At 62.9% G+C, this 23,117-nt stretch carries 28 protein-coding genes and 3 pseudogenes; 18 read left to right on the plus strand and 13 right to left on the minus strand.

Features of this window, described 5'->3' with window-relative positions; genetic code table 11:
• Positions 1-185 precede the first annotated feature (185 nt).
• From ACFQT0_RS00005 to ACFQT0_RS00065, 13 genes and pseudogenes are all read right to left on the minus strand, one after another.
• Complete coding sequence (locus ACFQT0_RS00005) at positions 186-698, minus strand: M16 family metallopeptidase (protein ID WP_380199330.1); 513 nt, start codon at positions 696-698, stop codon at positions 186-188.
• Positions 699-807: 109 nt separating this feature from the next.
• Entirely contained in the window at positions 808-1,494 is a 687-nt protein-coding gene (locus ACFQT0_RS00010) for a M16 family metallopeptidase (RefSeq protein WP_380199332.1), read from the minus strand.
• Between the two features lie 168 nt (positions 1,495-1,662).
• Positions 1,663-2,376: pseudogene (locus ACFQT0_RS00015) on the minus strand (PorV/PorQ family protein); the annotation flags it as partial.
• Between the two features lie 119 nt (positions 2,377-2,495).
• Positions 2,496-2,660 (minus strand): annotated as a pseudogene (locus ACFQT0_RS00020) (type IX secretion system outer membrane channel protein PorV); the annotation flags it as partial.
• A 219-nt stretch (positions 2,661-2,879) separates the two neighbouring features.
• Positions 2,880-3,041, minus strand: coding sequence for a hypothetical protein (locus ACFQT0_RS00025; RefSeq protein WP_380199334.1), 162 nt, complete (start codon positions 3,039-3,041; stop codon positions 2,880-2,882).
• A gap of 8 nt (positions 3,042-3,049) precedes the next feature.
• A complete protein-coding gene (locus ACFQT0_RS00030; protein ID WP_380199336.1) occupies positions 3,050-3,583 on the minus strand; it encodes a hypothetical protein in 534 nt (177 codons plus the stop codon).
• A gap of 238 nt (positions 3,584-3,821) precedes the next feature.
• Positions 3,822-4,736, minus strand: a complete 915-nt coding sequence (locus tag ACFQT0_RS00035) for a C25 family cysteine peptidase (protein ID WP_380199338.1) — start codon at positions 4,734-4,736, stop codon at positions 3,822-3,824.
• Positions 4,691-5,047, minus strand: a complete 357-nt coding sequence (locus ACFQT0_RS00040; RefSeq protein WP_380205872.1) for a C25 family cysteine peptidase — start codon at positions 5,045-5,047, stop codon at positions 4,691-4,693. The genes ACFQT0_RS00035 and ACFQT0_RS00040 overlap by 46 nt, the downstream gene beginning before the upstream one ends.
• Complete coding sequence (locus tag ACFQT0_RS00045; RefSeq protein WP_380205873.1) at positions 4,932-5,234, minus strand: C25 family cysteine peptidase; 303 nt, start codon at positions 5,232-5,234, stop codon at positions 4,932-4,934. Before ACFQT0_RS00045 ends, ACFQT0_RS00040 begins: the two co-directional genes overlap by 116 nt.
• A 177-nt stretch (positions 5,235-5,411) precedes the next feature.
• Entirely contained in the window at positions 5,412-6,836 is a 1,425-nt protein-coding gene (porU, locus tag ACFQT0_RS00050; protein WP_380199340.1) for a type IX secretion system sortase PorU, long form, read from the minus strand.
• A 217-nt stretch (positions 6,837-7,053) separates the two neighbouring features.
• Positions 7,054-7,758 (minus strand): CDP-alcohol phosphatidyltransferase family protein, encoded by a 705-nt coding sequence (locus tag ACFQT0_RS00055; protein ID WP_380199342.1) that lies wholly within the window; start codon positions 7,756-7,758, stop codon positions 7,054-7,056.
• A 68-nt stretch (positions 7,759-7,826) separates the two neighbouring features.
• Positions 7,827-8,129: an MBL fold metallo-hydrolase gene (locus tag ACFQT0_RS00060; protein WP_380199344.1), complete on the minus strand. Its 303-nt coding sequence runs from the start codon at positions 8,127-8,129 to the stop codon at positions 7,827-7,829.
• On the minus strand, positions 8,095-8,475 hold the full coding sequence (locus ACFQT0_RS00065) for an MBL fold metallo-hydrolase (protein WP_380199346.1): 381 nt from the start codon (positions 8,473-8,475) through the stop codon (positions 8,095-8,097). The genes ACFQT0_RS00060 and ACFQT0_RS00065 overlap by 35 nt, the downstream gene beginning before the upstream one ends.
• 151 nt (positions 8,476-8,626) lie before the next feature.
• On the opposite strand from ACFQT0_RS00065, the gene ACFQT0_RS00070 reads away from it, so the two are divergent.
• The 18 genes and pseudogenes from ACFQT0_RS00070 (at position 8,627) to ACFQT0_RS00155 (ending at position 23,045) form a co-directional block, all read left to right on the plus strand.
• The gene (locus ACFQT0_RS00070; RefSeq protein ID WP_380199348.1) at positions 8,627-8,977 is read left to right on the plus strand and encodes an FAD-dependent oxidoreductase; all 351 of its coding nucleotides are present in this window, start codon (positions 8,627-8,629) and stop codon (positions 8,975-8,977) included.
• 47 nt (positions 8,978-9,024) lie between these two features.
• Positions 9,025-9,555 (plus strand): hypothetical protein, encoded by a 531-nt coding sequence (locus tag ACFQT0_RS00075; RefSeq protein WP_380199350.1) that lies wholly within the window; start codon positions 9,025-9,027, stop codon positions 9,553-9,555.
• A 343-nt stretch (positions 9,556-9,898) separates the two neighbouring features.
• Positions 9,899-10,684 (plus strand): hypothetical protein, encoded by a 786-nt coding sequence (locus tag ACFQT0_RS00080; RefSeq protein ID WP_380199352.1) that lies wholly within the window; start codon positions 9,899-9,901, stop codon positions 10,682-10,684.
• 20 nt (positions 10,685-10,704) lie between these two features.
• A complete protein-coding gene (locus tag ACFQT0_RS00085) occupies positions 10,705-13,197 on the plus strand; it encodes a hypothetical protein (RefSeq protein WP_380199354.1) in 2,493 nt (830 codons plus the stop codon).
• A 342-nt stretch (positions 13,198-13,539) separates the two neighbouring features.
• Positions 13,540-13,989: a heme exporter protein CcmB gene (locus ACFQT0_RS00090; protein WP_380199356.1), complete on the plus strand. Its 450-nt coding sequence runs from the start codon at positions 13,540-13,542 to the stop codon at positions 13,987-13,989.
• A gap of 29 nt (positions 13,990-14,018) precedes the next feature.
• Positions 14,019-14,774 carry a cytochrome c biogenesis protein gene (locus tag ACFQT0_RS00095; protein ID WP_380199358.1) on the plus strand — a complete coding sequence of 252 codons (756 nt, stop codon included), beginning with the start codon at positions 14,019-14,021 and terminating at the stop codon, positions 14,772-14,774.
• Entirely contained in the window at positions 14,764-15,006 is a 243-nt protein-coding gene (locus ACFQT0_RS00100) for a CcmD family protein (protein WP_380199360.1), read from the plus strand. The genes ACFQT0_RS00095 and ACFQT0_RS00100 overlap by 11 nt, the downstream gene beginning before the upstream one ends.
• A 90-nt stretch (positions 15,007-15,096) precedes the next feature.
• Entirely contained in the window at positions 15,097-15,525 is a 429-nt protein-coding gene (locus tag ACFQT0_RS00105; protein ID WP_380199362.1) for a cytochrome c maturation protein CcmE domain-containing protein, read from the plus strand.
• 96 nt (positions 15,526-15,621) lie between these two features.
• Complete coding sequence (locus ACFQT0_RS00110) at positions 15,622-16,692, plus strand: hypothetical protein (RefSeq protein ID WP_380199364.1); 1,071 nt, start codon at positions 15,622-15,624, stop codon at positions 16,690-16,692.
• A 22-nt stretch (positions 16,693-16,714) separates the two neighbouring features.
• Entirely contained in the window at positions 16,715-16,882 is a 168-nt protein-coding gene (locus ACFQT0_RS00115) for a hypothetical protein (RefSeq protein WP_380199366.1), read from the plus strand.
• Positions 16,883-17,067: 185 nt separating this feature from the next.
• Positions 17,068-18,890 (plus strand): annotated as a pseudogene (ccsA, locus tag ACFQT0_RS00120) (cytochrome c biogenesis protein CcsA).
• Complete coding sequence (locus ACFQT0_RS00125) at positions 18,781-19,314, plus strand: hypothetical protein (RefSeq protein WP_380199368.1); 534 nt, start codon at positions 18,781-18,783, stop codon at positions 19,312-19,314. Before ccsA ends, ACFQT0_RS00125 begins: the two are co-directional and overlap by 110 nt.
• 53 nt (positions 19,315-19,367) lie before the next feature.
• Complete coding sequence (locus ACFQT0_RS00130) at positions 19,368-20,162, plus strand: Rossmann-like and DUF2520 domain-containing protein (protein WP_380199370.1); 795 nt, start codon at positions 19,368-19,370, stop codon at positions 20,160-20,162.
• Between the two features lie 71 nt (positions 20,163-20,233).
• On the plus strand, positions 20,234-20,569 hold the full coding sequence (locus tag ACFQT0_RS00135; RefSeq protein ID WP_380199372.1) for a 2Fe-2S iron-sulfur cluster-binding protein: 336 nt from the start codon (positions 20,234-20,236) through the stop codon (positions 20,567-20,569).
• A gap of 118 nt (positions 20,570-20,687) precedes the next feature.
• Complete coding sequence (gene iscX / locus ACFQT0_RS00140) at positions 20,688-20,924, plus strand: Fe-S cluster assembly protein IscX (RefSeq protein ID WP_380199374.1); 237 nt, start codon at positions 20,688-20,690, stop codon at positions 20,922-20,924.
• A 137-nt stretch (positions 20,925-21,061) separates the two neighbouring features.
• A complete protein-coding gene (locus ACFQT0_RS00145) occupies positions 21,062-21,256 on the plus strand; it encodes a cold-shock protein (protein WP_380199376.1) in 195 nt (64 codons plus the stop codon).
• Positions 21,257-21,389: 133 nt separating this feature from the next.
• Complete coding sequence (locus ACFQT0_RS00150; RefSeq protein WP_380199378.1) at positions 21,390-22,325, plus strand: geranylgeranylglycerol-phosphate geranylgeranyltransferase; 936 nt, start codon at positions 21,390-21,392, stop codon at positions 22,323-22,325.
• Positions 22,326-22,349: 24 nt separating this feature from the next.
• Positions 22,350-23,045, plus strand: a complete 696-nt coding sequence (locus ACFQT0_RS00155) for a YjjG family noncanonical pyrimidine nucleotidase (protein WP_380199380.1) — start codon at positions 22,350-22,352, stop codon at positions 23,043-23,045.
• Positions 23,046-23,117 lie beyond the last annotated feature (72 nt).

A 23,117-nucleotide genomic window follows, 5' to 3' on the forward strand; every position in this document is an offset into this window, starting at 1 on the left:
GGCTGGGGCACCACCCCCGACCCCTCTCCAAAAGAGAGGGAGCCTGACGGTAATCAAAAAGAGGCCCGGCTCAATTGAGCCGGGCCTTTTTACTTTACAATTGAGCTAAACACTTGTGCCGTGGCTCCCCTCTCTTTTGGAGAGGGGCCGGGGGTGAGGTGCCCTGGGCTGCGAGCTTTCTACACCTACGCCGTAGGCTCCGCCACGGCGGCGGGACCGGCAATCACGACTTGCATGTTGTCGGGCGTGAGGTATTCCTGAGCGTGCCGGCGCAGCGTTTCTGCATCGGCGGCTTCGGTTTGCTCCACAAACTGGGTGTAGTAATCGGCCGGGAGGTCCAGGAAGACCGTGTTTTTGTACTTGTCGCACTGCTCAAACACGGTGGACAGCTCATTGGCAAACTTGCCCAGGATGTAGTTCTTCACGATTTCCAGCTCTTCGGCCGGAATCAGCTCCTGCTGCAGGCGGCGCAGCTCCATCTCGATTTCGCTCACCGCGTAGTCGGCGCTTTCACCCTTAACATCGGTGCCAATGAGCAGGGAGGTGCCCAACTCGCGCGGCGCGACGCTGGCGTAAATGCCATACGTCAGGCCCTTGTCTTCGCGGATGTTGCGCATCAGGCGCGAGCCGAAGTAGCCGCCCAGCACGTTCACCAGTAGTTTCAGGCGGTGGGTATCGGGGTGCTTGGGCTGGGCCACCGGCCCATGCGCACGGAGGCCTGCAAGCTGCCGGCCACGTCTACGCGGTTGGCGGGAGTCACAAAGGCTTTTCCGTTCGCAGAAGGCTCGTTGGAAATGGGCGAAGCCACTACCTGCCGGGTCGTGATGGGGGGCGTGCTGAACGCCGCGGCCACCACTCGCGCTCGGCGGCTACATCGCCGCACAAAAACACTTCGGCGTTGCCAAAGGCGTAGGCGGTCTGGTGAAAAGCCTGGGCTTCGGCCACCGTCAGGGCCTGGTACGTGGCGCTGTCGAAGGGCCGGCCGTACGGAGTTTCCGAGCCAAACTGCAGCTCGTTGAAACGCTCGGAAGCCAGGTAGCTGGTTTTCTGGCGCTCCACGCTCACGTTCTGGATGGTGCGGGTTTTGAGCTGTTGCAGCTCGGCTTCCGGAAACGCGGGGTTGGTGAGCACATCCGTCACCAGGGGCAGCAAGGCGGGCAGGTGCCGGGTCAGGCAGTACAGCGTGAGCGTGGAGCGGTCGAAGCCGGCGTCGCACTCCAGCGAGGCGCCGTAGAACGCCACTTCGTCGGCGATTTGGCGGGCGGTGCGGGTGGTGGTGCCTTCCAGCAGCATGCGGGCTGTGACGGAGGCCAGGCCGGGACGGGGCTCGGCAGTTTTGCCGGCCCGGAATACGGCTTGTAGCCGCACCACGGGCTGGGCGTCGTTGGCCAGCACGTGCAGGCGCGCGCCGCTGGGAAGGGTAAGCACGTCGGCCGCCGGCAGGGTAACGCGGGCCAGCGGCTGAACGGGAGGAGCGACGGTACGGTCGAGCATCTATTAGAGGCTAAAAGAGGATAATCAGCGAAGGTATTGAACAACAAACTCCCCTCCTCAACCGAGAAGGGGAGTTCTTGTGCAACGAAATTAAGGCTGCTTAGTTCGAAGGTACGTCGCCGGTGGTGCCGCCGGCCCCTTTTTCGTCAAAAGCCTCCGAGAGCTTGTTCAGGTTGAAGTGCAGCGACACCCGGATGGTCTGGGCCAGGGGCTGTTCTGCGAGTTGTCGCCGATAGGAATGAGGTACGTGCCATCGATGCCGAACACCTGGTAGCGCACGCCCAGGCCCAGGCTGGCGTACTGGCGGTCGCCCTTGTCGGGGGCTTCGTAGAAGTAGCCGCCGCGCGCATAGAGCAGGTCGTTGTAGTTGTATTCCAGGCCGGTAGAAAGGTTGATTTCGCGCAGCTCTTCTTTAAACCCGCCGGGGGCATCGCTGAAGGAGCCCAGGATGGCGGGCACAATGGGCTTGTCGGCAATCTCGCGGTTGCGCTCGATTACGATGGGGTCGTTGGCCAGCAGCACGCCGTTTACATCGTAGTACGGCGAGGGCACCAGCAGCTTGGTGGCATCGAACACGAGCGTGAGCTTGTTGTACTGGTCAATTTCCCGGGTCAGGGCCGTGCCCAATTTCAGGGTCGTGGGCAGAAAGCTGGGGTTCTCGGCGTCGTTGTAGGTAATCTTGTTGCCGATGTTGGTGATGGAAGCACCGAAGGCCAGGTTGTACAAGCCCGTGCCGATGGTGGCGTCCTTGGAGTAGTAAGCACCCAGGTCAACGGCTGCCGCGTTGCCGGGGCGGGCGTCGTTGCCCTGTACCGTGCCCACCAGGTTGGAGCGCACGTAGCGCGCCGAGATGCCCACGCCGAAGTTGTCGGTGAGCTGCTGGCCGTAGGAAACCGTGAGAGCGTACTCCTTGGGCTGAACGAGCCGGCCGGCAGGTTGCCGCCGGTGCGGTAGTCGATGGTACCCAAATCAAAGTACATCAGCGACGCGCCCAGGGCCGAGCGCTGCCCGATTTTGCCATAGCCCGAGATGTAGGACAGGCTCATGTCGTCGGTAATGTTGCGCAGCCAGGGCGAATAGTTGAGCGAAGCCGCGTACTTGTAGGGCACAAAGCCCAGCTTACCAGCGTTGTAATACCCGGCGTTCGCATCGGGCGAAGTAGCCACCCCGGCTTCCCCAGCGCCGAGCCGCGCGCATCGGGGCTGAGCGTGAGAATGGGAACGGCCGTGGTAATGGTGCCTTGGTTTTGGGTGCGGCTTTGGGCGTGGGAAGTGGCCGCAACGGCCAGCAAGCCGGCCACCAGGGCCAAGCGCGAATGGGGAAAAAGAGGCTGCATAGAGGAGGGAAAGAAGGCCGGACGCGGCCCGAACGCAAATAAAGGCGGATTAATTGAGGATGACGAGTTTTTCGTACTTCGAAGCCGTGCTACCGTTGTGCTGCGAGCGCACGCTCAGGCGGTACACGTAAACGCCGCGGGCCAGTTGGTCATTGTATTCGTCGCGGCCATTCCACGTAATACTTTGCTGATGTGCCTCTGAAGTGGGCACCGTGGCCGTTAGGGTGCGTACCAAATGACCGGCCACGGTAAAATCTGCACTTGCACATCCAGGTTGTCCGGCTCGGAGCCGGCCTGGTTGTGGTCAAAGAAGAACGTAGTTGAGTTGGCAAACGGATTGGGGTAGTTGAGCACGTGGGTCAGGGCCAGCTTTTCGTCGCGGGCCACCACAAACTCGATTTCTCGTTCCGCCGAGTTGTTGTAGGTGTCCCAGGCCTTGAGCCGCAGCGAGTGGGGCCCGGGCGCCAGGTCTTTAAACAAGGTATTGACTTTGCCGGCCCGGAAGTCCCCTACGTTGGAGACGTACCTATCGTTGAGCACAAGCAGCTTGTTGGGGTCGTTGTCGAGCACGGCCGTGATGTCGTGGCCGATGCCCGCGCCGGTGGTGTTGATACCGCTGTCGTCGCTGAGGTTGGCCAGCAGGGTGGTGTTCTGTCCGGTGAGGCCGCCAAACGCGAACGACTCGCTGTCCATAAACAGGTTGATAACCGGCGGAATGGTGTCGCGGGCCACGCCCGAAGCCGCCCCGCCCACCGATTTGCCTGGTAGCCGTTGGCGTCGACGCGGTTGGTGCCATCGAAGGCGTACAGGCTGATTTTGCCCAGCCCAATGTTATAGTTAATGTCCTTGGGCACGACGAAGGAAAGGCTGAATTCGCCGTTTTTCACTTCGGCCTGGCCGCCATAAATCAGGTTCTCCTGCACCTCCACCGGGCGGGGCGCGTCGCGCAACGTACTGGAAACGGCCGGGTTGTATTCATTGCCCAGGGTCATCACGGTGGTGGGCTTGTCGTAAATAGAAACCTGGGCCCGGCCCGTGAAAGCACTGTTGAACGCGCCATTGTTCTGCAAGCGGCCGTGCAGCCGCACCCGGGCCAATGCTTTGAGCGTATCGGCGGGCGCCCAGGCGCCGGCCACGCGGGTCCGGATGCTATCGAGCACCACGCTTTGCCGGGGTAGGCCAGCGTCATGCTCGGGTCGGCCAGCAGCACGTAGTTGCGGTTGTTGATAACGCCCGGCTGGCCCGCGCCGGGGTAGTCGTTCTTGCTCAGCATCACCACGGTGCCGATGCTGGGCATCTGCCCGTTCACGGGCCGCAGCACGCGGTTGAAATACGCCTGGTTGAGCCCGGCATTGAGCCCGGCGTCCACCACGCGGGTGGTGGTAAACAGCCCCACGGCCCCACCGGTGGCGTTATCGGTGAGGGCCTGCTCCCCGGCCGAAGTAAAATCGGGGTTGTCGTAGGTGCTGAAGTCGCAGGTGCCGGTGGTGAAGAACGTCAGGTTGTTGGCGTTGCGCAGGGCTAGCACCGAGGCGTTGGTCAACATTTGCTCGTCGGTCCAGCCCTTGGGGCCGCCGTGGCCCAGGTAGTTGACAATCAGGGACCCTTGCTCAATGGACTGGTCGATGGCGCGGCTGGCTTCCAGCGAGCGCTGCCCCGCCGACACGGCCACCTGCGGGTACAAATCGAGGTACACTTTGTGCACGTTGTACACCGGATAATCGGTTTGGATGCTCTTGGCAATCAGCTCCGAGCCCTGGCCCACGAACAAATCCCCTTCCCCATCGTCCGACACCAGCGTAATGCGGTTGCGCCACTTGCCGTAAGCCGGCACCGCATCGTAGCCGATGATTTTATCGACTACCACCTTGGCCTGGCTGGCGTTGGTCTTCTCACCCCTGGGCATGCGAATGGGCAGGCGGCCCACCCCATGTCGAGCAGTTCGCTGCCGGGGCGCTGCTCGTCCCACTCGCCTTCGTTGTCGTCGAGCAGGGCGTAGTAGTCATCGGAAGAATAGCTGGCCTGCCCGAATGCGCCGCCATAAAACGGAGCCAGCGACTCGCGCGACTCGTAGGTGGGCACGTAGTTCTGGTTGACGGCGTCAAAGTCCGGGTCGGATTTGAACGGGCTGCGGTCTTTCCACCACGTGGGCTCGAATGCTTTGTCGTTGTAAGGGCCCGACTTGTAGTCGAAGGAAGCGTCGCCGAACAGCAGCAGCCTGCATTTGCTTGCCGGCCGGGGCCCGGTCGTACAGCTGCTTCATCAGGTCGCGGATGGCCGTCACGTCCTGCCCGCCCGAGCCGTACTCGTTGTATACTTCTGCCGTGGTCACCACGGCCACGCGCAGCTTGTCGTGGGCGGCGCGGTGGCTGGCCAGCCGCTGCGCCTCCTTTAAACGCCGGATAGGTCACGATAACCAAATCCAGCAGCGCGTTGGGGTTGCTGTTGAGGACGTGCAGGTCCTGGTTGGGCACTTTGCCAAAGGCCCGCGGGCGGTTGAACGTGCCGTTGGGCTGCAGCGCCACGTACTCGCGCAGGGTATCGGCGGGCGCCACGAAGGTGGCAGTGGCCCCGGCCATGCTCAGCGGGCGGGCCACGGGCCGGCGGGGTTGGTCACGTCCCACACCACCGCCCCAGTGGCGTTCGCCAGCTCAAACCGATTCAAGGCCTGGGGCGCGATATTGCTCAGGGAGCGAAACTCCAGCTGCGCGCCGCTCAGCAGCTGCCGCTGGGCATTGATTTCCAGGTAGTCGAGGTAGCCAACAGCCCCGGGGTCGCCGCTGCTGTAGCTCAGGCCCACCCGCAGCACCTCCCCGGGCGCCGGAAGGGCCACCTGTTTGGTGACCGTGCTCACGGTGGCAATGGCGCCAAACTCGTAGTTGGGCTTGGCATCGAGGGGCTGACTGCCCAGCGAGGCCCCGTTCAAAGTGAGCTGAAAAGCGCTGGCGGCCGCCGAATTCGCGACCACCGACGACGTGACCCGGATGGGCGTGCCCGGCAGCAGGTCGGGGATGCTGCTAAATGGAATTTCCAGCTGCCCGGTGTTTGCCATGCTCTCCCCTACCCAGTTGCGGCCCGAGCCTGAGCCACTGGAGCCGGCCTTGTGCATCAGGTTGAGCAGGTCGTGCTCGTGAAAGGCGCGGTGCGTGAAGCTGGTGATAGTGGGCGTGGTGCTGGTGGCAGCCAGCGCGGCGGCCGTGGGCACGCGGCGCCCGGCCGTGCTGTTCACCGTCACGAAATAGTAGGTGGTGTCGGTGTAAATGTTGTTGCGGTGCTTGAATATGCCGCCCTGCGCTTCCCAGGTATGGGCGCCGGGCGAGTAAAACAGCACGTACTCGTTGTCGTCGAACACATTGTCGGCGTTGCCCACAAACAGCACGTTGTTTTCGGCCAGGTCGTCGGGGCGCGGGGCGGCGTTGGGCTGGGGCAGCACGCCCATGGCGTTGCCGTACACGTGCAGGTTGTTGGGATTAATGCCCTGCAGGGTTTTGAGGCCCATCACGTCGAGCAGCGCCGTTTTGTCGAGCTTGTAGATGCCGCTTTCGGCCACGCCCAGCTTGTACCAGTCGCCGGAGGCCAGCACCGAACGCGTGGCGTGCGGGCGGGCCGCCGTGCCGCGGGCGGCAGCTTTGCCGGCGCCGGGCGTGTAGCGATAATCAAACGAAAGCAGGCGCTCGGGCTGGCCGGTTTGGGGGTTGCGGCGCACGGGGCGCAAACTCAGGTGCGTCACCACCTGCTTCATCTCGGTGCCCGACGTGAGCTGGGGCTCGGGCCCGGCCGGCAGCTTGGCCGCGTTGAAGAGCTTAGTATCGGCCGCCGAAAAAGGCTCGTACACCAGGTTCACCAGCTCGCCTTGGCCCACCGCGCCGTTGAGCCGCAGGCTATACCAGCCTACCTGGTCGTCGAAGGCCGGATGGGCCTCGTTGAAGGTGGGCACTTTCTGCTTGCGCGTGCTTAGGCTGGGCACTTCGGCGTAGCCGCCCCACTTGATGATACCGTGCGCCATGGCCGTTCCTACCGACTGTGCCCGCGCCGGTGCAACCGCCTCCATTATTAATCCCGCAAACGCAACGAAGAGAAAAAATGGACGCATAGACAATGTTTTGACCCTGCTGCTGACACGGCGACTGGGCCGACAGGCTCCGCAACAGTACGGCCCGTCAGCAGGTTCACCCGGTGGCAGCTTCATAACAACCAAATAATCGAATTATTGTGAGTACTGATTACTCTGCACCCCGCGCGGCTGTCTTCGGAACCGATAACAGCACGTACAGCAGCACCACCAGCGGCACCGCCGCCGCGCGCAAAACAAGTATCAGCCCCACGGCCAGCAGCAAAAACATAAACCGCCGCCGGTTATCAGCCCAACGCAGGTTTTTGAACTTCAAGGCGAAAAGCGGCAGCTCGGCCACCAGCAGCCCCGACAGCAGCGCCGTGAGGCCCAGCAGCAGCCAGGGATTCAGAATAATCGGCGCCAGCCCAAACTGGTCGTACGCCAGGATGAGGGGCAGCGAGGCCACCACCAGCGTGCAGGCCGGTGTGGGCAAGCCAATGAACGAGGTAGTCTGCCGGGTGTCGTTGTTGAACTTGGCCAGCCGCAGGGCCGAGAAGATGCTCACCGCAAAGCCCAGGTACGGCACCCATTCGGGCAGCCCGCCTGGCTTGAGGCCCTGGGCCAGCAGCTGAAAGAAAATGGCCCCCGGCACCACCCCAAACGACACCATATCGGCCAGCGAGTCCAGGTCTTTGCCGATGGCCGACGACACGCGCAGGGCCCGGGCTACGAGGCCGTCGGCAAAATCGGCCGCGGCCGCGGCGGCCACAAACCAGGCACCCAGGTCCAGGCGGCCGTTAAAGATGCAAGTCAGCGCCAGGCAGCCGCACAAGAGGTTCAGGCAGGTAATGGCGTTGGGCAGGTGTCTTTTCAAAGTCAAAGAAGAATGAGGAATGAAGCTTGAGAAATTATCAGGAATGGGAATTCTTCATTCCTCATCCTTCATTCCTCATTAAAAACGGGTTGCTGCGCCGCTCCTCCCCGATGGTGGTGGCCGGGCCGTGCCCGGGATACACCACCGTGGCATCGGGCAGGGTCATCAGGCTCGGTTTCGATGCTGTGCAGCAGCTCGGCGTGGTTGCCGCCCGGCAAATCGGTGCGGCCGATGCTGCGCTGAAACAGCACGTCGCCGCCGATGACCGTGGCCGTGGGCTCGTGGTAGAACACCACGTGGCCCGGCGCGTGGCCCGGCGCAAACCGCACTTCCAGCTCAACTTCGCCGAAGCGGACGGGCTGGCCGGCCACCAGGCTCGCCGGTAGGCTCGGCGGGCTGATACTGCGGAAAGCCGTAGTTGGCGGCGTAGGTGGGCACGGCCCGCAGCGTAGCCAAATCCAGCCGGTGCAGCAGAAACGGGGTGCCGGGCCAGGTGGTGAGCACAAACTGGTTGCCGAGCACGTGGTCGATGTGGGCGTGGGTGTTGAGCAGCACCGCCACCTGCAGGCCGTTGGTTTCGATGTACTGCCGCAGGGCCTGCTGCTCGGCGGGGGCGTAGCAGCCCGGGTCCACGATGGCGCATTGCCGCGTGGCGTCGTCAATCAGCAGGTAGGTGTTTTCGGAAAAAGCGTTGAAAGTAAAACCGGCGACAGTCATGCGAAATAGAGTCTCTGAGCGATGCGGAAAGGTACGACGCCTGCCTTTACGGCGCTGAGGCTAAGCCCGACCAATCAAGGCGCAATTAATAGTGCGCCGGGATAATGCTTATCATTCTCAATTAAGCGCAAAGTCCCTTACCTTGCCACCCATGACAGACTGTGATTATCTGGTAGTAGGCCACGGCATTGCGGGCGCTACCCTGGCCTACGTCCTGCGTGAGCGAGGCCACCACGTGCTCGTGTACGACCCGGGGCAGCTCAATTCTGCCTCCAACGTCGCGGCCGGGCTCATGAACCCGGTGGCCGGCAAACGCTTTGCCCTCACCTGGCGCGGGGCCGAGCCTGCTGCCTTTCGCGGCCGCGTTCTACCGCGAGCCTGGAGCAGCGCTACGGCCAGCAGTTTTTCACCGAAACCCCGATTTTCAAGATTTTCAGCTCCCTGGAAGAGCAGAATGCCGTTCTGGCCCGCAGCGCCGACCACCCCTGGGAAGACTTCGTAGCCGACCTCGAAACGAGCGACCCGGCCTGGCCGGCATTCACGCCCCGTTTGGGGGCGCGTGGCTGCAGCACGGCGGGCACGTGGCGGTGCGCGAGCCTGCTGGCCGTGCTGGCGGCCGAGGGCATGCGCGACGGCTGGCTGCGAACCGAGCGTTTTGATTGGGCTAAGCTCGGCACCGACGCCGATGGCGCCACGTACGCCGGCCAGGTGCGGGCGCGCCACGTCATCTGCTGCGAGGGCGCGGCGGTCGTGCGCAACCCCTACTTCAGCTGGCTGCCCATCACGCCCAACCAGGGCGAGGTGCTGGACGTGGAATGCCCCGGCCTGAGCCCGGACCAGGTGCTCAACCGGGGCGCCTACGTGGTGCCGGTGGGCCCCGAGCGGTTCCGGGTGGGGCTACCTACCGCTGGCCGCCGTTTACCGAAGGCCCTACGGCCGTGGGGCGCGAGGAACTGGCGGCCCGGCTCACGGTGGTTACGGATTTGCCGTTTGCCGTGGTGGGGCAGCGGGCCGGCGTGCGGCCGGCCGTGCGCGACCGCCGGCCGCTGCTGGGCCCGCACCCGGTGGTGCCGTCGCTGAGCTTCTGCGGGGCTACGGCTCCAAGGGCGTGATGCTGGCCCCGCGGCTGGCCGTGCTCCTGGCCGACTGGCTGGAAGACCGCGCCGAAATCTGGCCCGACGTGAGCCTGCTGCGCTACAACGCCCTGCAGCCGGTTGGCGTAAGTTGAGCCATTTGATACCGGCTCCGGTGGGGCCGCAGCTTCTTTGAATTTCGAAACGCGGGGTTGGAACAAATCCGCGGTAAAAGCCTTTATTACAGCACGCCCGGGCGGTTTTGCTACCCAGCAAAACCCGGGCGCGGCTCCTTCAAAATTTCGGCGCTTTCAGCGGACTAATTTTCGTCTTTGCTCGTTGCTTCTTCTATGAACATTCTACTATACACGAAGCGTACGCTGGGGGTGCTGGCGCTGCTCTGCCCGCTGCTCGATGCGCCGGCGGCCCGGGCCCAGACGGCCCAGGAGCCGTTTGGCCGGGTGCGCATTCAGTACAAGGAGTTTCGGTGGCAGCAGCTGAGCACCCAGAACTTCAACGTGATGTACTACGACGGCGGCCAGGCCAGCGCCCGCCGGGCAGCCGAGTACGCCGAAAAGGAGCTGCAACGTATCACGGCGCTGATTGGGTACTACCCCTACTCCAAAACCACCATGCTGTTTTACAACTCGGTGGGCGACCTGCGGCAGAGCAACGTGGGCCTCACCGCCACCCAGCAGCAGATAAACGGCGGCGAAACCCCGCTGGCCCGCATGAGCAAGGTGCAGATTGCCTTCGCCGGCCAGGAAACCGAGTTTAAGCGCGAGCTGAGCACCCAGATTACCGAGGTATTGCTCAACGACATGATGTACGGCGGCTCGCTCAAGGAAGTGCTGCAGAGCAGCTACCTGCTGCAGCTGCCCAACTGGTTTATTGCCGGGGCCTCGGCCTACGCCGCCGAAGGCTGGAGCGTGGACATGGACGGCTTCATGCGCGACATGAGCAAGCAGCACCCCACCGGCAACCGCACAGCTCCGTACTTCTTGCGCAGCTCCACGCTGGCCGGCCAGAGCATCTGGAACTACGTGGCCGAGCGCTACGGCTACACCACCATCCAGAACATTCTGAACCTGACGCGCATCACCCGCGACGTGGAAGTGGGCATCGCTCTTCGCTGAATGTGCCGTTTAAAGTCTTTATGAAAGACTGGCTCGCGTACTACCGCGACCTCAACGGCCAGCCCGTTGCCACGCTGGTGGAGCCCGACAAGAAGTTCCGCCAGAGCGGCCGCAACCGGCACGCCGACGTGTTTTCGCAGCCCGTTATCAGCCCCAACGGCAAGCAGGTGGCCTACGCCCAGAACGAGCAGGGCCGCTACCGCGTGATGGTGATGGACCGCGACGGCACGCACCGCCACATCATCAGCCGCGGCGGCCACAAAACGCCCGACCAGGAAGTAGAAACGCGCCTGCCAGCCCTGGCCTGGCGCGGCAACTCCCAGGTAGCCATGGCCGAGATGCGCCGCGGCGAAATGACCCTGCGCCTGCGCGACGCCGACGGCTACGGCCTCGTGACCCGGGTGCGCGAGGCCATCCGGTTTTCGCGGCCCGCGTCGCTGTTCGGTGCCTACGACCAGGTGCTGAGCATGAGCTATGCGCCCGACGGCAAGGCGCTGGTGTTTAGCGCCGTGCGCGACGGCCAGAACGACATTTACCTGCTGCGGGCCGGCAGCCGCAAGGCCGAGCAGCTCACCAACGACTTGTTCGACGACGTGCAGCCGGTGTTCCTGCCCGGTGGCCAGGGGCTGGTGTTCAGCTCCAACCGCTACCTCGACTCAGCCGGCCGGGCCCGCCCCGCCACGTTCCAGAACGTGGTGAACAACTACGACCTGTTTGTGTACCACCTCGACGGGCGGCCCATCCCCGTGGAAACGCTGGTGAGCACCATCTCGAACGAAACGCGGCCCCGCGCCATCTCCGACGACGAAATCCTGTACCTGGGCGAAGAAAGCGGCGTGCGGGCCATGTACCGCTACTCGCTGAAAACCAAGCAGCAAACCCTGCTCACCAACTGGCTGCCCAACACCCAGGACTTCGACTACAGCCCGCAGACGTCGGCGCTGGTGTTTGTGGCGCCGGCTCAGGCCCGCGACATTCTCTACGTGTACCCCACCTACCCGCTGCCTGCGGGGCTGCCCCTCACCAAAACTGCCCGCCAGCAAACCCTGGAAGCCCGCTCGGCGCCGCCCCAGGCCGCGGCGCCTCCCCGCCCGGCCGTTCCGGCCCCGGCGCCCGCCCCGGTTCCCGATGCCGTGACCCCGGCCGATTCGGTGCGCGTCGATTCGACGGCCACAGCCCCGGCCGATTCGACGGCTACCATTGCCGGCCGCCGCGCCCAGCCCGCCAAAGCCCAGGGCAAGGTCAACACCAGCGACTACCAGTTTGAGGAGGACGAGCCGGTGCAGGCCGTGCAGGCCAAGCGGCGGCGCGCTTCGGTGGCTACCGCTGCCCAGCGTACTCCCGAAGCCACGACGCTGGCTGGTCCCTACCGCTACGACACGCGGTTTATGGCCGACAATGTGTCGACGGCCCTTTACGTCGACCCATTGCTGGGGCTGGGTTTGCAGTTCAAAGCGGCCCTGACCGACGTGCTCGAAAACCAGCGCATCGACGCCAGCTTATTCGGCTTGTTTGACCTGCGCACCAGCAACATCCGCGCTTCGTACACCAACCTCACGCGCCGCTACGACTGGAGCGTGGCGTACCAGAAGCAGGCGTATTTCGTCGACATCAACGGCGGCGACTTCCGCTACGGCCGCCACGAAATAGCGCCCACCATTGCGTATCCGCTCACCCACAACCTGAGCGTGCGCGGCGGCCCCCGGTTCGTGAACATTTCGCGGACCCGCCTGGGCGACGTGTCGACCGAGGAAGACGAGAGCTCCAACTACCTGGGCTACAGCGGCGAAGTAGTATTTGATAACAGCATTGCCACCGGCGTAAACATGGTATCGGGCACGCGCATGAAAGCCAGCCTGCAAAGCCAGAACAACCTCGACAATAAGCGCCTGAATTTCAGCAAGTTTGTGATTGACTTGCGGCATTACCAGAAATTGAGCCGTTCCATTGTGTGGGCCAACCGCGCCAGCTACGGGCAGTTCTTTGGGCGGCGGCAGCAGCAGTTCCGGGTGGGCGGCATGGACAACTGGCTCAACGCCGGCTACGAAGAGCCCCGCTTCCCGCTCGACTACTCGGCCCCCGACCAGGTGTTCAACCAGGAGTTTGTGACCAACCTGCGCGGCTTCGACTACAGCGCCCGCAGCGGCCCGCGCTACGTGCTGTTCAACAGCGAGCTGCGCATTCCCATTGTGCAGTACTTCGCCCGCAAGCCCATCTACTCGGGCTTCTTCCGCAATCTGCAGCTCACCGGCTTTGCCGATGCCGGCACGGCGTATTCGGGCAGCAACCCGTTTGGCACCGACAACTCTTCGAACACGCAGCCGGTGTTCCCGCCCGGCAATTTCTTCTCGGCCACGGTTATCAACTTCCGCAATCCGTTCCTGGTCGGCTACGGCGTGGGTGCCCGCACCACGCTGCTGGGCTTCTACGGCAAAGTAGACGTGGCCTGGGGCCAGGAAGACTATGTCACCAGAGGCCCGAAGTTCTACTTCTCCCTGGGCTACGACTTCTAGAGAAGGCGAGGATTTGCCAGAACGTCCTGCTGCGGCTCTGCCCGGCAGGACGTTCTTTGCAGCCGTTCCGGCCGGGTTCGGTCGTATCTTTGCGGCTCGGAACCGAACCCTCGACTGTGCCCCTGCTTCGCGAAATTACCACCCTGCTAGCCAAAGACTTCCGCCTCGAATGGCGGCAGAAGTCGGCGTTGGGCGGGCTGCTGCTGTACGTGGGCAGCACCGTGTTTGTGTGTTTCCTGAGCTTTAGCCTGCGCGGCGCGCGCGCCGCCGCCGCCTGCCTGGAACGCGCTGCTGTGGGTTATCCTGCTGTTTGCGGCCATCAACGCCGTAGCCAAGGGCTTCATGCAGGAAAGCCCGGGCCAGCGCCTGTATTACTACACGCTGGTGCGGCCCCAGGCCATTATCCTGGCCAAAATGCTCTACAATGCCCTGCTGCTGATGGTAGTGGCGCTCTTGGGCTTGTTTCTCTACACGGTATTTCTGGGCAACCCCATTCAGGACGCGCCGCTGTTTGTGGCCAACCTGCTGCTGGGAGCCGTGGGCTTTGCCACCACGCTCACGCTGGTGTCGGGCATTGCGGCCAAGGCCGGCGGCAACGGCGCGACGCTCATGGCCGTGCTCGGCTTCCCGGTGATGGTGCCCATGCTGCTGCTGCTCATCAAAGTGAGCAAAAATGCCCTCGACGGCCTCGACCGCAGCGTGAGCGAGCAGTCGCTGCTGACCCTGCTGGCCCTCAACATGCTGGTGGGGGCGCTGTCTTACGTGTTGTTTCCTTATCTGTGGCGCGGCTAGCCCGCTGCTTCTCGCGCATTGATTTCCTTATGACTAGTGCAAAAATTATTGGCAGTGTGCTGGGCTTGCTCTTCACGGTGGCGGGCGTCTGGGGCGGTCAGCGGCTGATTGAGCAGCGCAGCACTGGCCTGGCCTGGAAAGCCCTGACGGTGCTGCTGCTGGTGGGCGGCTCAGCAGCCGGGATACTGGTGAGCGTGCCGCCCCTGCCCATCGTCAACGAGAGCATCCGCAACCTGTTTTTCCACGTGCCCATGTGGTTTTCCATGATAATGGTGCTGATGGTGTCGGTGTGGTATTCGATTCTTTACCTGCGCAATCCCTCGACCCGGCTCGACATTCTGGCCCACGAGTCGGCCAAGACGGGCATTGTGCTGGGCCTGCTGGGCCTGGCCACCGGCAGCCTCTGGGCCCGCTTCACCTGGGGCGCCTGGTGGACGCCCGACCCGCGCCTGAACGGGGCGGCCGTGGCCATGCTCATCTACGGCGCCTACCTAGTGCTGCGCGGCTCCTTCCGCGACGAGCAGCAGCGAGCCCGCGTGTCGGCCATCTACAACATCTTCGCCTTTGCGGCGGTCATTCCGCTTCTGTTTATCCTGCCGCGCCTCAGCGGCCCCTCGCTGCACCCCGGCCAAACCGGCAACCCCGGCTTCAGCCAGTACGACCTCGACCAGACCATGCGCCAGGTGTTTTACCCGGCCGTGATTGGCTGGATTTTGTTTGCCTTTTGGCTCACCCAGGTTAGCAGCCGCTTTGCTTTCCTGAAACTTAAACTCGATGAAAACTAGCCCATTCCAGCGCCTTGCTGGCTTTTTCCTGCTGCTATTGCCCCTGCTGCTTTCGGCCGGCACCGCCTTTGCCCAATCGGCCGAAGCCCCCGAAATGGCCGATGCCCTGCGCGCCAACGGCAAAATCTACGTGGTGGTGGCCGTGGTGGCCGTCATTGTGACGGGCCTTCTGCTCTACCTCATTTCCCTCGACCGCAAAGTGAGCCGGCTCGAGCAGCAAATAAAAAAATAGCGGGGCACCCAACCCCGCCGCTGTCTGTTGCTAACTTAGTAGTGGCAACAGTTTACTGTTGAGCTATCCAAAAATTCGACTACGTCCCATATGAAGAAGTCGCACCTTTTCGTCCTGGCCATTATTGCGGTGGCCGCCGCCATCATCCTCAGCACCACCGCCGATGCCAGCGTGTACGTGGGCTTTGGCGAAGCCCGGCAGCGGGCCGCCGAGGGCAACACCACCAAAGTGCACGTGGTGGGCAAGCTGCTGCGCGACGGCCAGAAGCGCCCCATCGACCTGGAATACGACCCCATGAAGGACCCCAACTACTTCGCATTCACGCTGGTAGACTCCCTGCACGTAGCCCAACGGGTTATTTACAACAGCCCCAAGCCGCAGGACTTCGACGCTTCGGAGCAGGTGGTAATTACCGGCAACATGCGCGGCAAGGTCTTTATGGCCGACAAAATCCTGCTCAAGTGCCCCAGCAAGTACGTGAAGAAGGATTTGGACGGGGCCACGGCATCGGCCAAATAATCATTGAGGAGCGAGCCATTGATAAAGCCCGGAGCTGCAGAAACGACTTTTCGCTTCTGGTGCTGCGCGCTTTTTCAGGTGCTACTGCTGGCTGCTTTGGGTCCAGCCGCCTCGGCTCAAGTACCCAACGACAACATTGAAAACCGCCAGCGGCTCCGGGCCGAAGAAGTGGTGACGTCCAGCACCACCGGCTGCACCGTGCAGCGCGACTGCGTGGACGAACGCCTGACGGGCAAGTGCATCGAGTACCACAACGACCAGTGGTTTGAGTTTACCCCGGCCACGTCGGGGCGCTATTTTGTAAACATTGGTGGGCAAAAATGCCGCGACGTACGCGGCGTACAGTTGGTGGTGCTCACCGGCCAGCCCTGCCAGCCGGCCACCTACCGCATCTTGAGTTGTACTTCCCTCGGCACCCAGGACGACGTGTTTGTCACGCTGGATTCGCTGCGGGCTGGGCAGCCATACTTGCTGGACGTGGACGGCTACCTCAAGGATTTCTGTCAGTTCACGCTGCAAGTGAGCACGAAGGCAGCGGGCATGCCCGTGAGCTATTTCCCGCCCAACCCCACCCGGGTGCTGCCCACCGCCAGCCCGGTAGTGGAACTGCGCTGGACCTTGCCCGACTCCCTGGACGCGGCACCCGCTTGCCGGGTGATGCGCCGCGAGGTGCACCAGTACCGCAGCACCGAGGTGCGCCTGGTACCCGTGCAGCGCGACACCTACGGCCGGCCCGTGCTGGAGTATGTCATCACCGACACCCTGCCCGGACCCGGCATCTACGACTACCAGGTGGTGACGACCCGGGGCGATACCGGCCCGGCTCCCGTCCGCCTGCGCCAGTGGTGGTACGGCTACGGTTCCGGTTCTACACTGCCCGGTGTGGCTACTGCCAACTCTGCCGTGCTGGCGCTGCCCCTGCGCAAGTACCCCGCCAAATCCAATTTATCGGTGGTCATCACCAACCCTGGCAACGGTCAGGTGTTATTGTCCCGGCAGCTCGTCAACCAGCCCACCAACCGCCGACAGGGCCAGTTGCCGGTACGCAAGTGGCAGGAGGCCGGAATAGAAAAAATTGCGGTCGAAATCACGTGTCATCCGCCGCGTGGTCACTTTTTCACCGACCGCTTGTTGTTAGTGCTGCCGCCTGTGGCCGCGCTGCGGTAAATTTGCCCGATATTCTTTGCGTATGAACTTATTAATAGGAAACATTGGCCACCTCAGCGTCATCGTGGCGTTTGCGGCGGCGCTGGTTGCCGCTTATAGTTACTTCCAGGCCACACGCGGCCGGGAGCTGGGCGACGACGACACCAACTGGCTGCGCATCGCCCGCGGAGCTTTTTCGTGCACGGCCTAGCCGTACTGGTGGTGGTGGGCGCTCTGTTCAACATCATTCAGGCCCACCGCTACGAGTACTACTACGCCTGGAGCCACAGCTCCAACCACCTGCCGGTGGAGTACATGATTTCCTGTTTCTGGGAAGGCCAGGAAGGCAGCTTCCTGCTCTGGATTTTCTGGCATGTGGTGCTGGGCTTCTTCATCATGCGCTTCAACCGCAAGTGGGAAGCGCCCGTGATGGCCGTTTTCAGCGGCGTGCAGCTGTTTTTGGTGAGCATGATTCTCGGCGTGGTGCTGGGCGGGGTGAAAATCGGCTCGTCGCCGTTTATCCTGTTGCGCGACTTCATGACCGACCTGCCGGTGTTCAAGATGAACCCTGACTTTGTGCCCAAGGACGGTACCGGCCTCAACGCCCTGCTGCAGAACTACTGGATGGTGATTCACCCGCCCACGCTGTTCCTGGGCTTTGCCCTCACGCTGGTGCCGTTTGCCTTCGCCATTGCCGGCCTCTGGAAAAAGAGCTCACCGCCTGGGTAAAGCCCGCCATTCCGTGGACGCTCATCGGCGGCGGTGTGCTGGGCGTGGGTGTCGTGATGGGCGCTTACTGGGCTTATGAAACCCTGAACTTCGGCGGCTACTGGAACTGGGACCCGGTCGAGAACGCCGTGTACATTCCCTGGCTGGTGCTGGTGGCCTCGCTGCACGGCATGGTGCTCTGGCAGAAGCGGCGCACCGGCTTGCGCACCTCATTTGCGCTGGTGGTGGCCACGTTTATCCTGATTCTATACGCTACGTTCCTCACCCGCAGCGGTGTACTGGGCAATGCGTCCGTGCACTCCTTTACGGACCTGGGCCTGTCGGGCCAGTTGTTCATTTACATGGCCGTATTCTCGGTGCTGGCCATTGCGTTGCTGGTGTACCGCTGGAAGGAAATCCCGGTTTCTGAGCGGGAGCTGACTGTGTACAACCCCGAACTGTGGGTGTTTGTGGGCGCTACGGTGCTGTGCCTGGGCGCGTTCCAGGTGCTGTTCACCACCAGTATTCCGGTTTACAACTCTTTGATGGGCCTAATTGGCATTAAAACCAACGTGGCCCTGCCCGCCGACCAGATTGCCCACTATTCCAAAATGCAGCTCTGGATGGGCGTGTTTGTGGCCCTGCTTTCGGGCGTGGCCCAAATCATGTGGTGGCAGCGCAACGACAAGACCACGCTGGTCAACTCCCTCACGGCTCCTACCCTGCTCACCCTGCTGGGCACGGCGCTGGTGGTACTGCTGGTTCGCTACAATGGCCTCAGCATTTCGCCGGCTTACGTGGTGCTCACGCTGGCGGGCTTGTTTGGCGTATTGGCCAATTTCGGCACCATTTTCACCCTGTTGCGCCGGGGCGTGCGGCTTTCGGGCGGCGCCGTGGCCCACCTCGGCATCGCGCTGATGTTGCTGGGTATTCTGGCTTCGGCGGGGTATTCTAACATCATTTCGCGCAACGTGTCGGGCCTGCTGTACTCGCGCGAGTTCGATGAGGAGCTGAACCGCGACAACGTGCTGCTGTGGCGCAACGAAACCACCACCATGCAGAAGTACGAGCTGACCTACACTGGCCAGTACTTCGACGTACCCGGCGTGCCGGGCTACGTAGACAAGCAGTTCCTGTTCCGCACCGACGACGACTACAAGGCCCTGGCCCGCGCCCCCATCGTGGCCAACGGCAAGACCTACTACAAGACCGGCGACACCGTCGCCATCATGCCCGAGAACACCTACTACCGCATTGCCTACAAAGACAAGGAAACGGGCGAGCAGTTTGTGCTCTACCCGCGCGCGCAGGTAAACGACGAAATGGGCGAAGGCGGTCTGCTGGCTTCGCCGGCCATCAAGAAATTCTGGGGCCACGACATCTACTCGCACGTGAGGCTCGGTGCTCGACCCGCGCAAGGAAAAGCAGTGGAGCGAGGCCAAGGAACACGTGCTGGCCGTGGGCGACACCATCTTCCTGAACGACTACTTTGCCGTGTTCCGGGCCATTGAGCCGGCTCACGAAACGGCCGGGCTCAACCTGAAAAAGGGCGACCTCGCCCTGCAGGCCGACATGATTGTGCACGGCGAAAAGCGGAAGTACCACGTGCACCCCGTGTTTGTGGTGCGCAACCGCCTGGTGGGCCGCGTGCCCGACGAAGTGGACGACCTGGGTGTGCGCCTGACCCTGGATAACATCGACCCCGTGGCCGGCAAGTTCACCTTCTCCGCGAGCACCACCCAGAAGGACTATGTCATTCTGAAAGCCATGGAAAAGCCCTTCATCAACCTGCTGTGGAGCGGCACGCTGCTCATGGCGCTGGGCTTCGGCCTGAGTGTGCGCCAGCGCGGGCGCAAGGGCGCAGTAGCCGAAGCCCCCGATGCCGCAGGCACGCCCGAGCCGGCCCGCACAGTACGACCCCAGCCAGTCGGCTAGCCCAATTTTCCATCTGCGGGCATGCCGAGCTTGCTTTTTGATTTTCGCCGGTAATGCCGCACGATACTCCTGGTTCATTACGCATTGGCCTGCTGGGCGCCGGGCGCGTGGCCAGCCACCTGGGCCCGGCGCTGGTAGCGGCGGGCCATAGCGTGGCCTTTGTGTGGAGCCGAACGGCTCAATCGGCTGCGGCCCTGGCTGCCCAACTGCCCGGCGCAGTGGCCCTGAGCAGCCTGGCTCCACCGCTGCCGACGGCCGATGTGTACCTGCTGGCCGTTCCCGATGCCGCGGTGGCGCCGCTGCTGGCCGGCCCCACCTGGCCGGCCGGGGCGCTGGTCGCGCATTTGGCGGGAGCCTTGCCGCTCAGCGTGTTCGACAGCCAGCCCAATTTGCGAGGCGGCGTGTTTTATCCCCTGCAAACCTTCAGCCCCGGCCGGGCCATCGACTGGCCCACGGTGCCGCTGTGCATCGAAGCCAACGACCTTTCGGCCGAAGCCACGTTGCTGGACTTGGCTCGCAGCCTGAGCCAGCACGTGCGGCGGCTCGACTCGGCGCAGCGGCTCAAGCTGCACGTGGCGGCCGTGTTTGCCAACAATTTCACCAACCACCTGTTGGGCATTGCCGACGCCCTGCTGGCCGAAGCCGACCTGCCGCCGGCCCTGCTGGCGCCGCTGGTGCGCGAAACGGTGGACAAAGCCCTGGCTAATCCGCCCTTCGCGGTGCAAACCGGGCCGGCCGTGCGCCGCGATGCGCCCACCGTGGCGGCTCACCAGGCGGCGCTGGCGGCGCATCCGGCGTGGCAGGCCCTCTACGCGCAGCTCACCGCCAGCATTCAGGCCCAACTTTGATGCCGGGGCCGGGCGGAGTACCTTTGCGGCGGCAACCGCCGAGTCATTTTTCGCATTTTTCGCTTTAAGTTTTGTCTGTTCCCGCCACTACCATCACCTTCCAACTCAGCGACGGCCAGCCGGCCCAAACCCACGTGGCGGCCCCCGGCGAGTCGGTGCTCGACGTGGCCCTCAACAACGGCATTCAGCTCCAGCACAACTGCGGCGGCGTGTGCGGCTGCAGCACCTGCCACGTCTACATCAATTCGGGCGGCGACGACCTGCCCGAAATCAGCGACAAGGAAGAAGACTTCATTGACCGCGCCGAAAACCCGCGCATCAATTCCCGCCTGGCCTGCCAGTGCGTGGTGCAAGCCGGCACGCAGGCGGTGGTCACCGTGCCGCCCCAGCACTTCCTGGGACACTAATTTTTTAGGGTACGGGGGTAGGAGGGCAGGAGGGTGTGAGGGAAGTTTGCTGACCTCGCTCGCTCTGCTGAAAATAACTCCTACCCACCTACCCTCCTACCCCCATACCCTAAAGAGAATGAATCACTTTGAGCCGCCCATGCACTGGGCCGACCACGAGGACATTGCCATGGCTCTCTACGAGAAGTTTGGCAACGACTTCACCGAAGCCAAAATCTACCGCATTCGCTTCACCGATTTGATTGAGTGGGTCCTGAGCCTGCACAATTTCGACGGCACCCGCGAGCAGGCCACCGAAGGCCACCTGGAGCAAATCCAGGCCAAGTGGGTGTACGAGTGGCGCGATAACAAATAACGGCTGGGATTAGCGTGCGGGCCAGCCAACCCGCCGCTGAGTTCCCGCGTAAGCTGCCCTGAAATGCGTAAAACCGTTTCAGGCATTCCTGCAGCCTTTACCCGGGCAGTTTCCCATCTTTCCATTTTTGTTTTTGCATGAAAACCGGCATCATTAAATTTTTCAACGAAGCCAAAGGCTATGGCTTCGTGACCGACGACCAATCGAAGGAGGACTTCTTCGTGCATGTAACCGGCCTGAACGGGGCGACCGTGCAACAAAATGACCGGGTGGAATTCGAAACACAGGAAGGCCGCAAAGGAATCAACGCCGTCAACGTGCGCAAAGTCTGAGTCAGCTCAACCACAACGGGGCAACCCACCAAAAGCTTCTCCCCTCCGGAGAAGCTTTTTTGTTGCGTTCGCCGGCCCAACGCGCAGCCGGCTCCGCCACTTTCGCCGACCTTTGCCCCCGCAAGTGCACCCCATGACTTCCCGCCCGCCCAAGCTGCCTGCTGCCGTGCCCCCGCCCCCAGCGGCCGGGCTGGGCACGGCCCTGCCCACGCTGGTGCGCTGGCCCAACCTGCTCATCATGCTGCTGTGCCTGGTGCTGGTGCGGGCCGGCCTGCTGCTGCCGGAGCTGCCCCTGTCCACGGCCCTGCTCAATGCCCGCTTCGGGCTCCTGGTGCTGGCGGCGCTGCTGGTGGCCGCTGGCGGCTACATCATCAACGACTACTACGACGTCAAAATCGACGCCATCAACCGGCCCGACCGGCTGGTGATTGGGCGGGTGGTGCGCCGCCGCAAGGCCATGCTGGCCCACTTGCTACTCAGCGGCGTGGGCGTGCTGCTGGCAGGCTGGCTGCATCCGGTGCTGGGGGCCGTCACGCTGGGTACGGCCCTGCTGCTGTGGGGCTACTCGGCCCGGTTCAAGCGGGTGGCGCTGGTGGGCAATGTGAGCATTGCCACGCTCACGGCGGCGCTGGTGCTGCTGCCCGAGCTGCAGCTGCAGCTCGAGCGCAACGACAGCAACAGCGTGGTGTGGCCGTATGCCCTGGCCGCGTTTCTGCTCACGGTGGTGCGCGAGATTGTGAAGGACGTGGAGGACATGCGCGGCGATGCCCAGCACGGCTGCCGCACGCTGCCCCTCGTGGTGGGCGTGGCCCAAACCAAATGGGTGGCCGGCATCTTCCTGGCTTGCCTGGCCTTGCTAACCATGGGCGCCACCGCGCGGTTGTTGATGAACGGGCACTGGCCGCTGGGCACGTGGCTGCTGCTGCTGGTGTTGCTACCGCTGGCGCAGCTGGCCCGCCTGCTTTTGCGCGCCGACCGCCGGCGTCACTTTAAGCACCTCAGTGCCTGGTGCAAGGGCATTATGCTGGCGGGGGTGCTGAGCATGGCGCTGGCCGGGAGCGTCGGTTAATTATTCACTATTCGTATTTGCTGTTTGAAAACGTACCGCCACCTCTTCTTTGACCTCGACCACACACTGTGGGACTTCGAGAAAAACGCCAACGAGACGCTGCGCACGCTCTACGACCGGCACAATTTTGCCCGTTTCAGCACCTTCACCGTGGAGGAATTCATCAACGTGTACAGCGACGTTAACCACGCGCTGTGGCGCTTGTACCAAAGCAATAAAATCTCGCAAAAGCAGCTGCGGGAGGTCCGCTTTGTGCGGACGCTGACCAAGCTGGGCGTAGCGGAGGCGGATATTCCGCCCACCATTTCGGCCGAATTCACCGACATTCTGCCGCAGAAATCGGCGGTATTTCCCTTTACCCACGAGGTGCTGGATTACCTGAAATTGAGCTACCGCCTGCACTTAATAACGAACGGGTTCAACGACATCCAGGGCATCAAGCTGGCTTCGTCGAACCTGACGCATTACTTCGAGGAAGTGATTACCTCCGAGCACAGCGGCCACCTCAAGCCCGACCCGCGCATGTTCCAGCACGCGCTGGAGCGCACCGGCGCCACCGCTGCCGAAAGCCTGATGATAGGCGACAACCTGGAATGCGACGTGCTGGGCGCCTACAACGCCGGCATCGACCAGGTATATTTCAACCCCGACAAACGCCGCCATTTCAACCAGATAACGCACGAAATCAGCTGTCTGAGCGAATTGAAGCACATTCTATAGCCCCCTTATGATACATCTGATTGGCATGTCGGGCCGCCGGGGCAGCGGCAAAGACACCGTGGCGCGCCTGCT

Origin of the sequence: Hymenobacter humi (genome assembly GCF_042665855.1) — a bacterium.
Lineage (GTDB): Bacteria > Bacteroidota > Bacteroidia > Cytophagales > Hymenobacteraceae > Hymenobacter > Hymenobacter humi.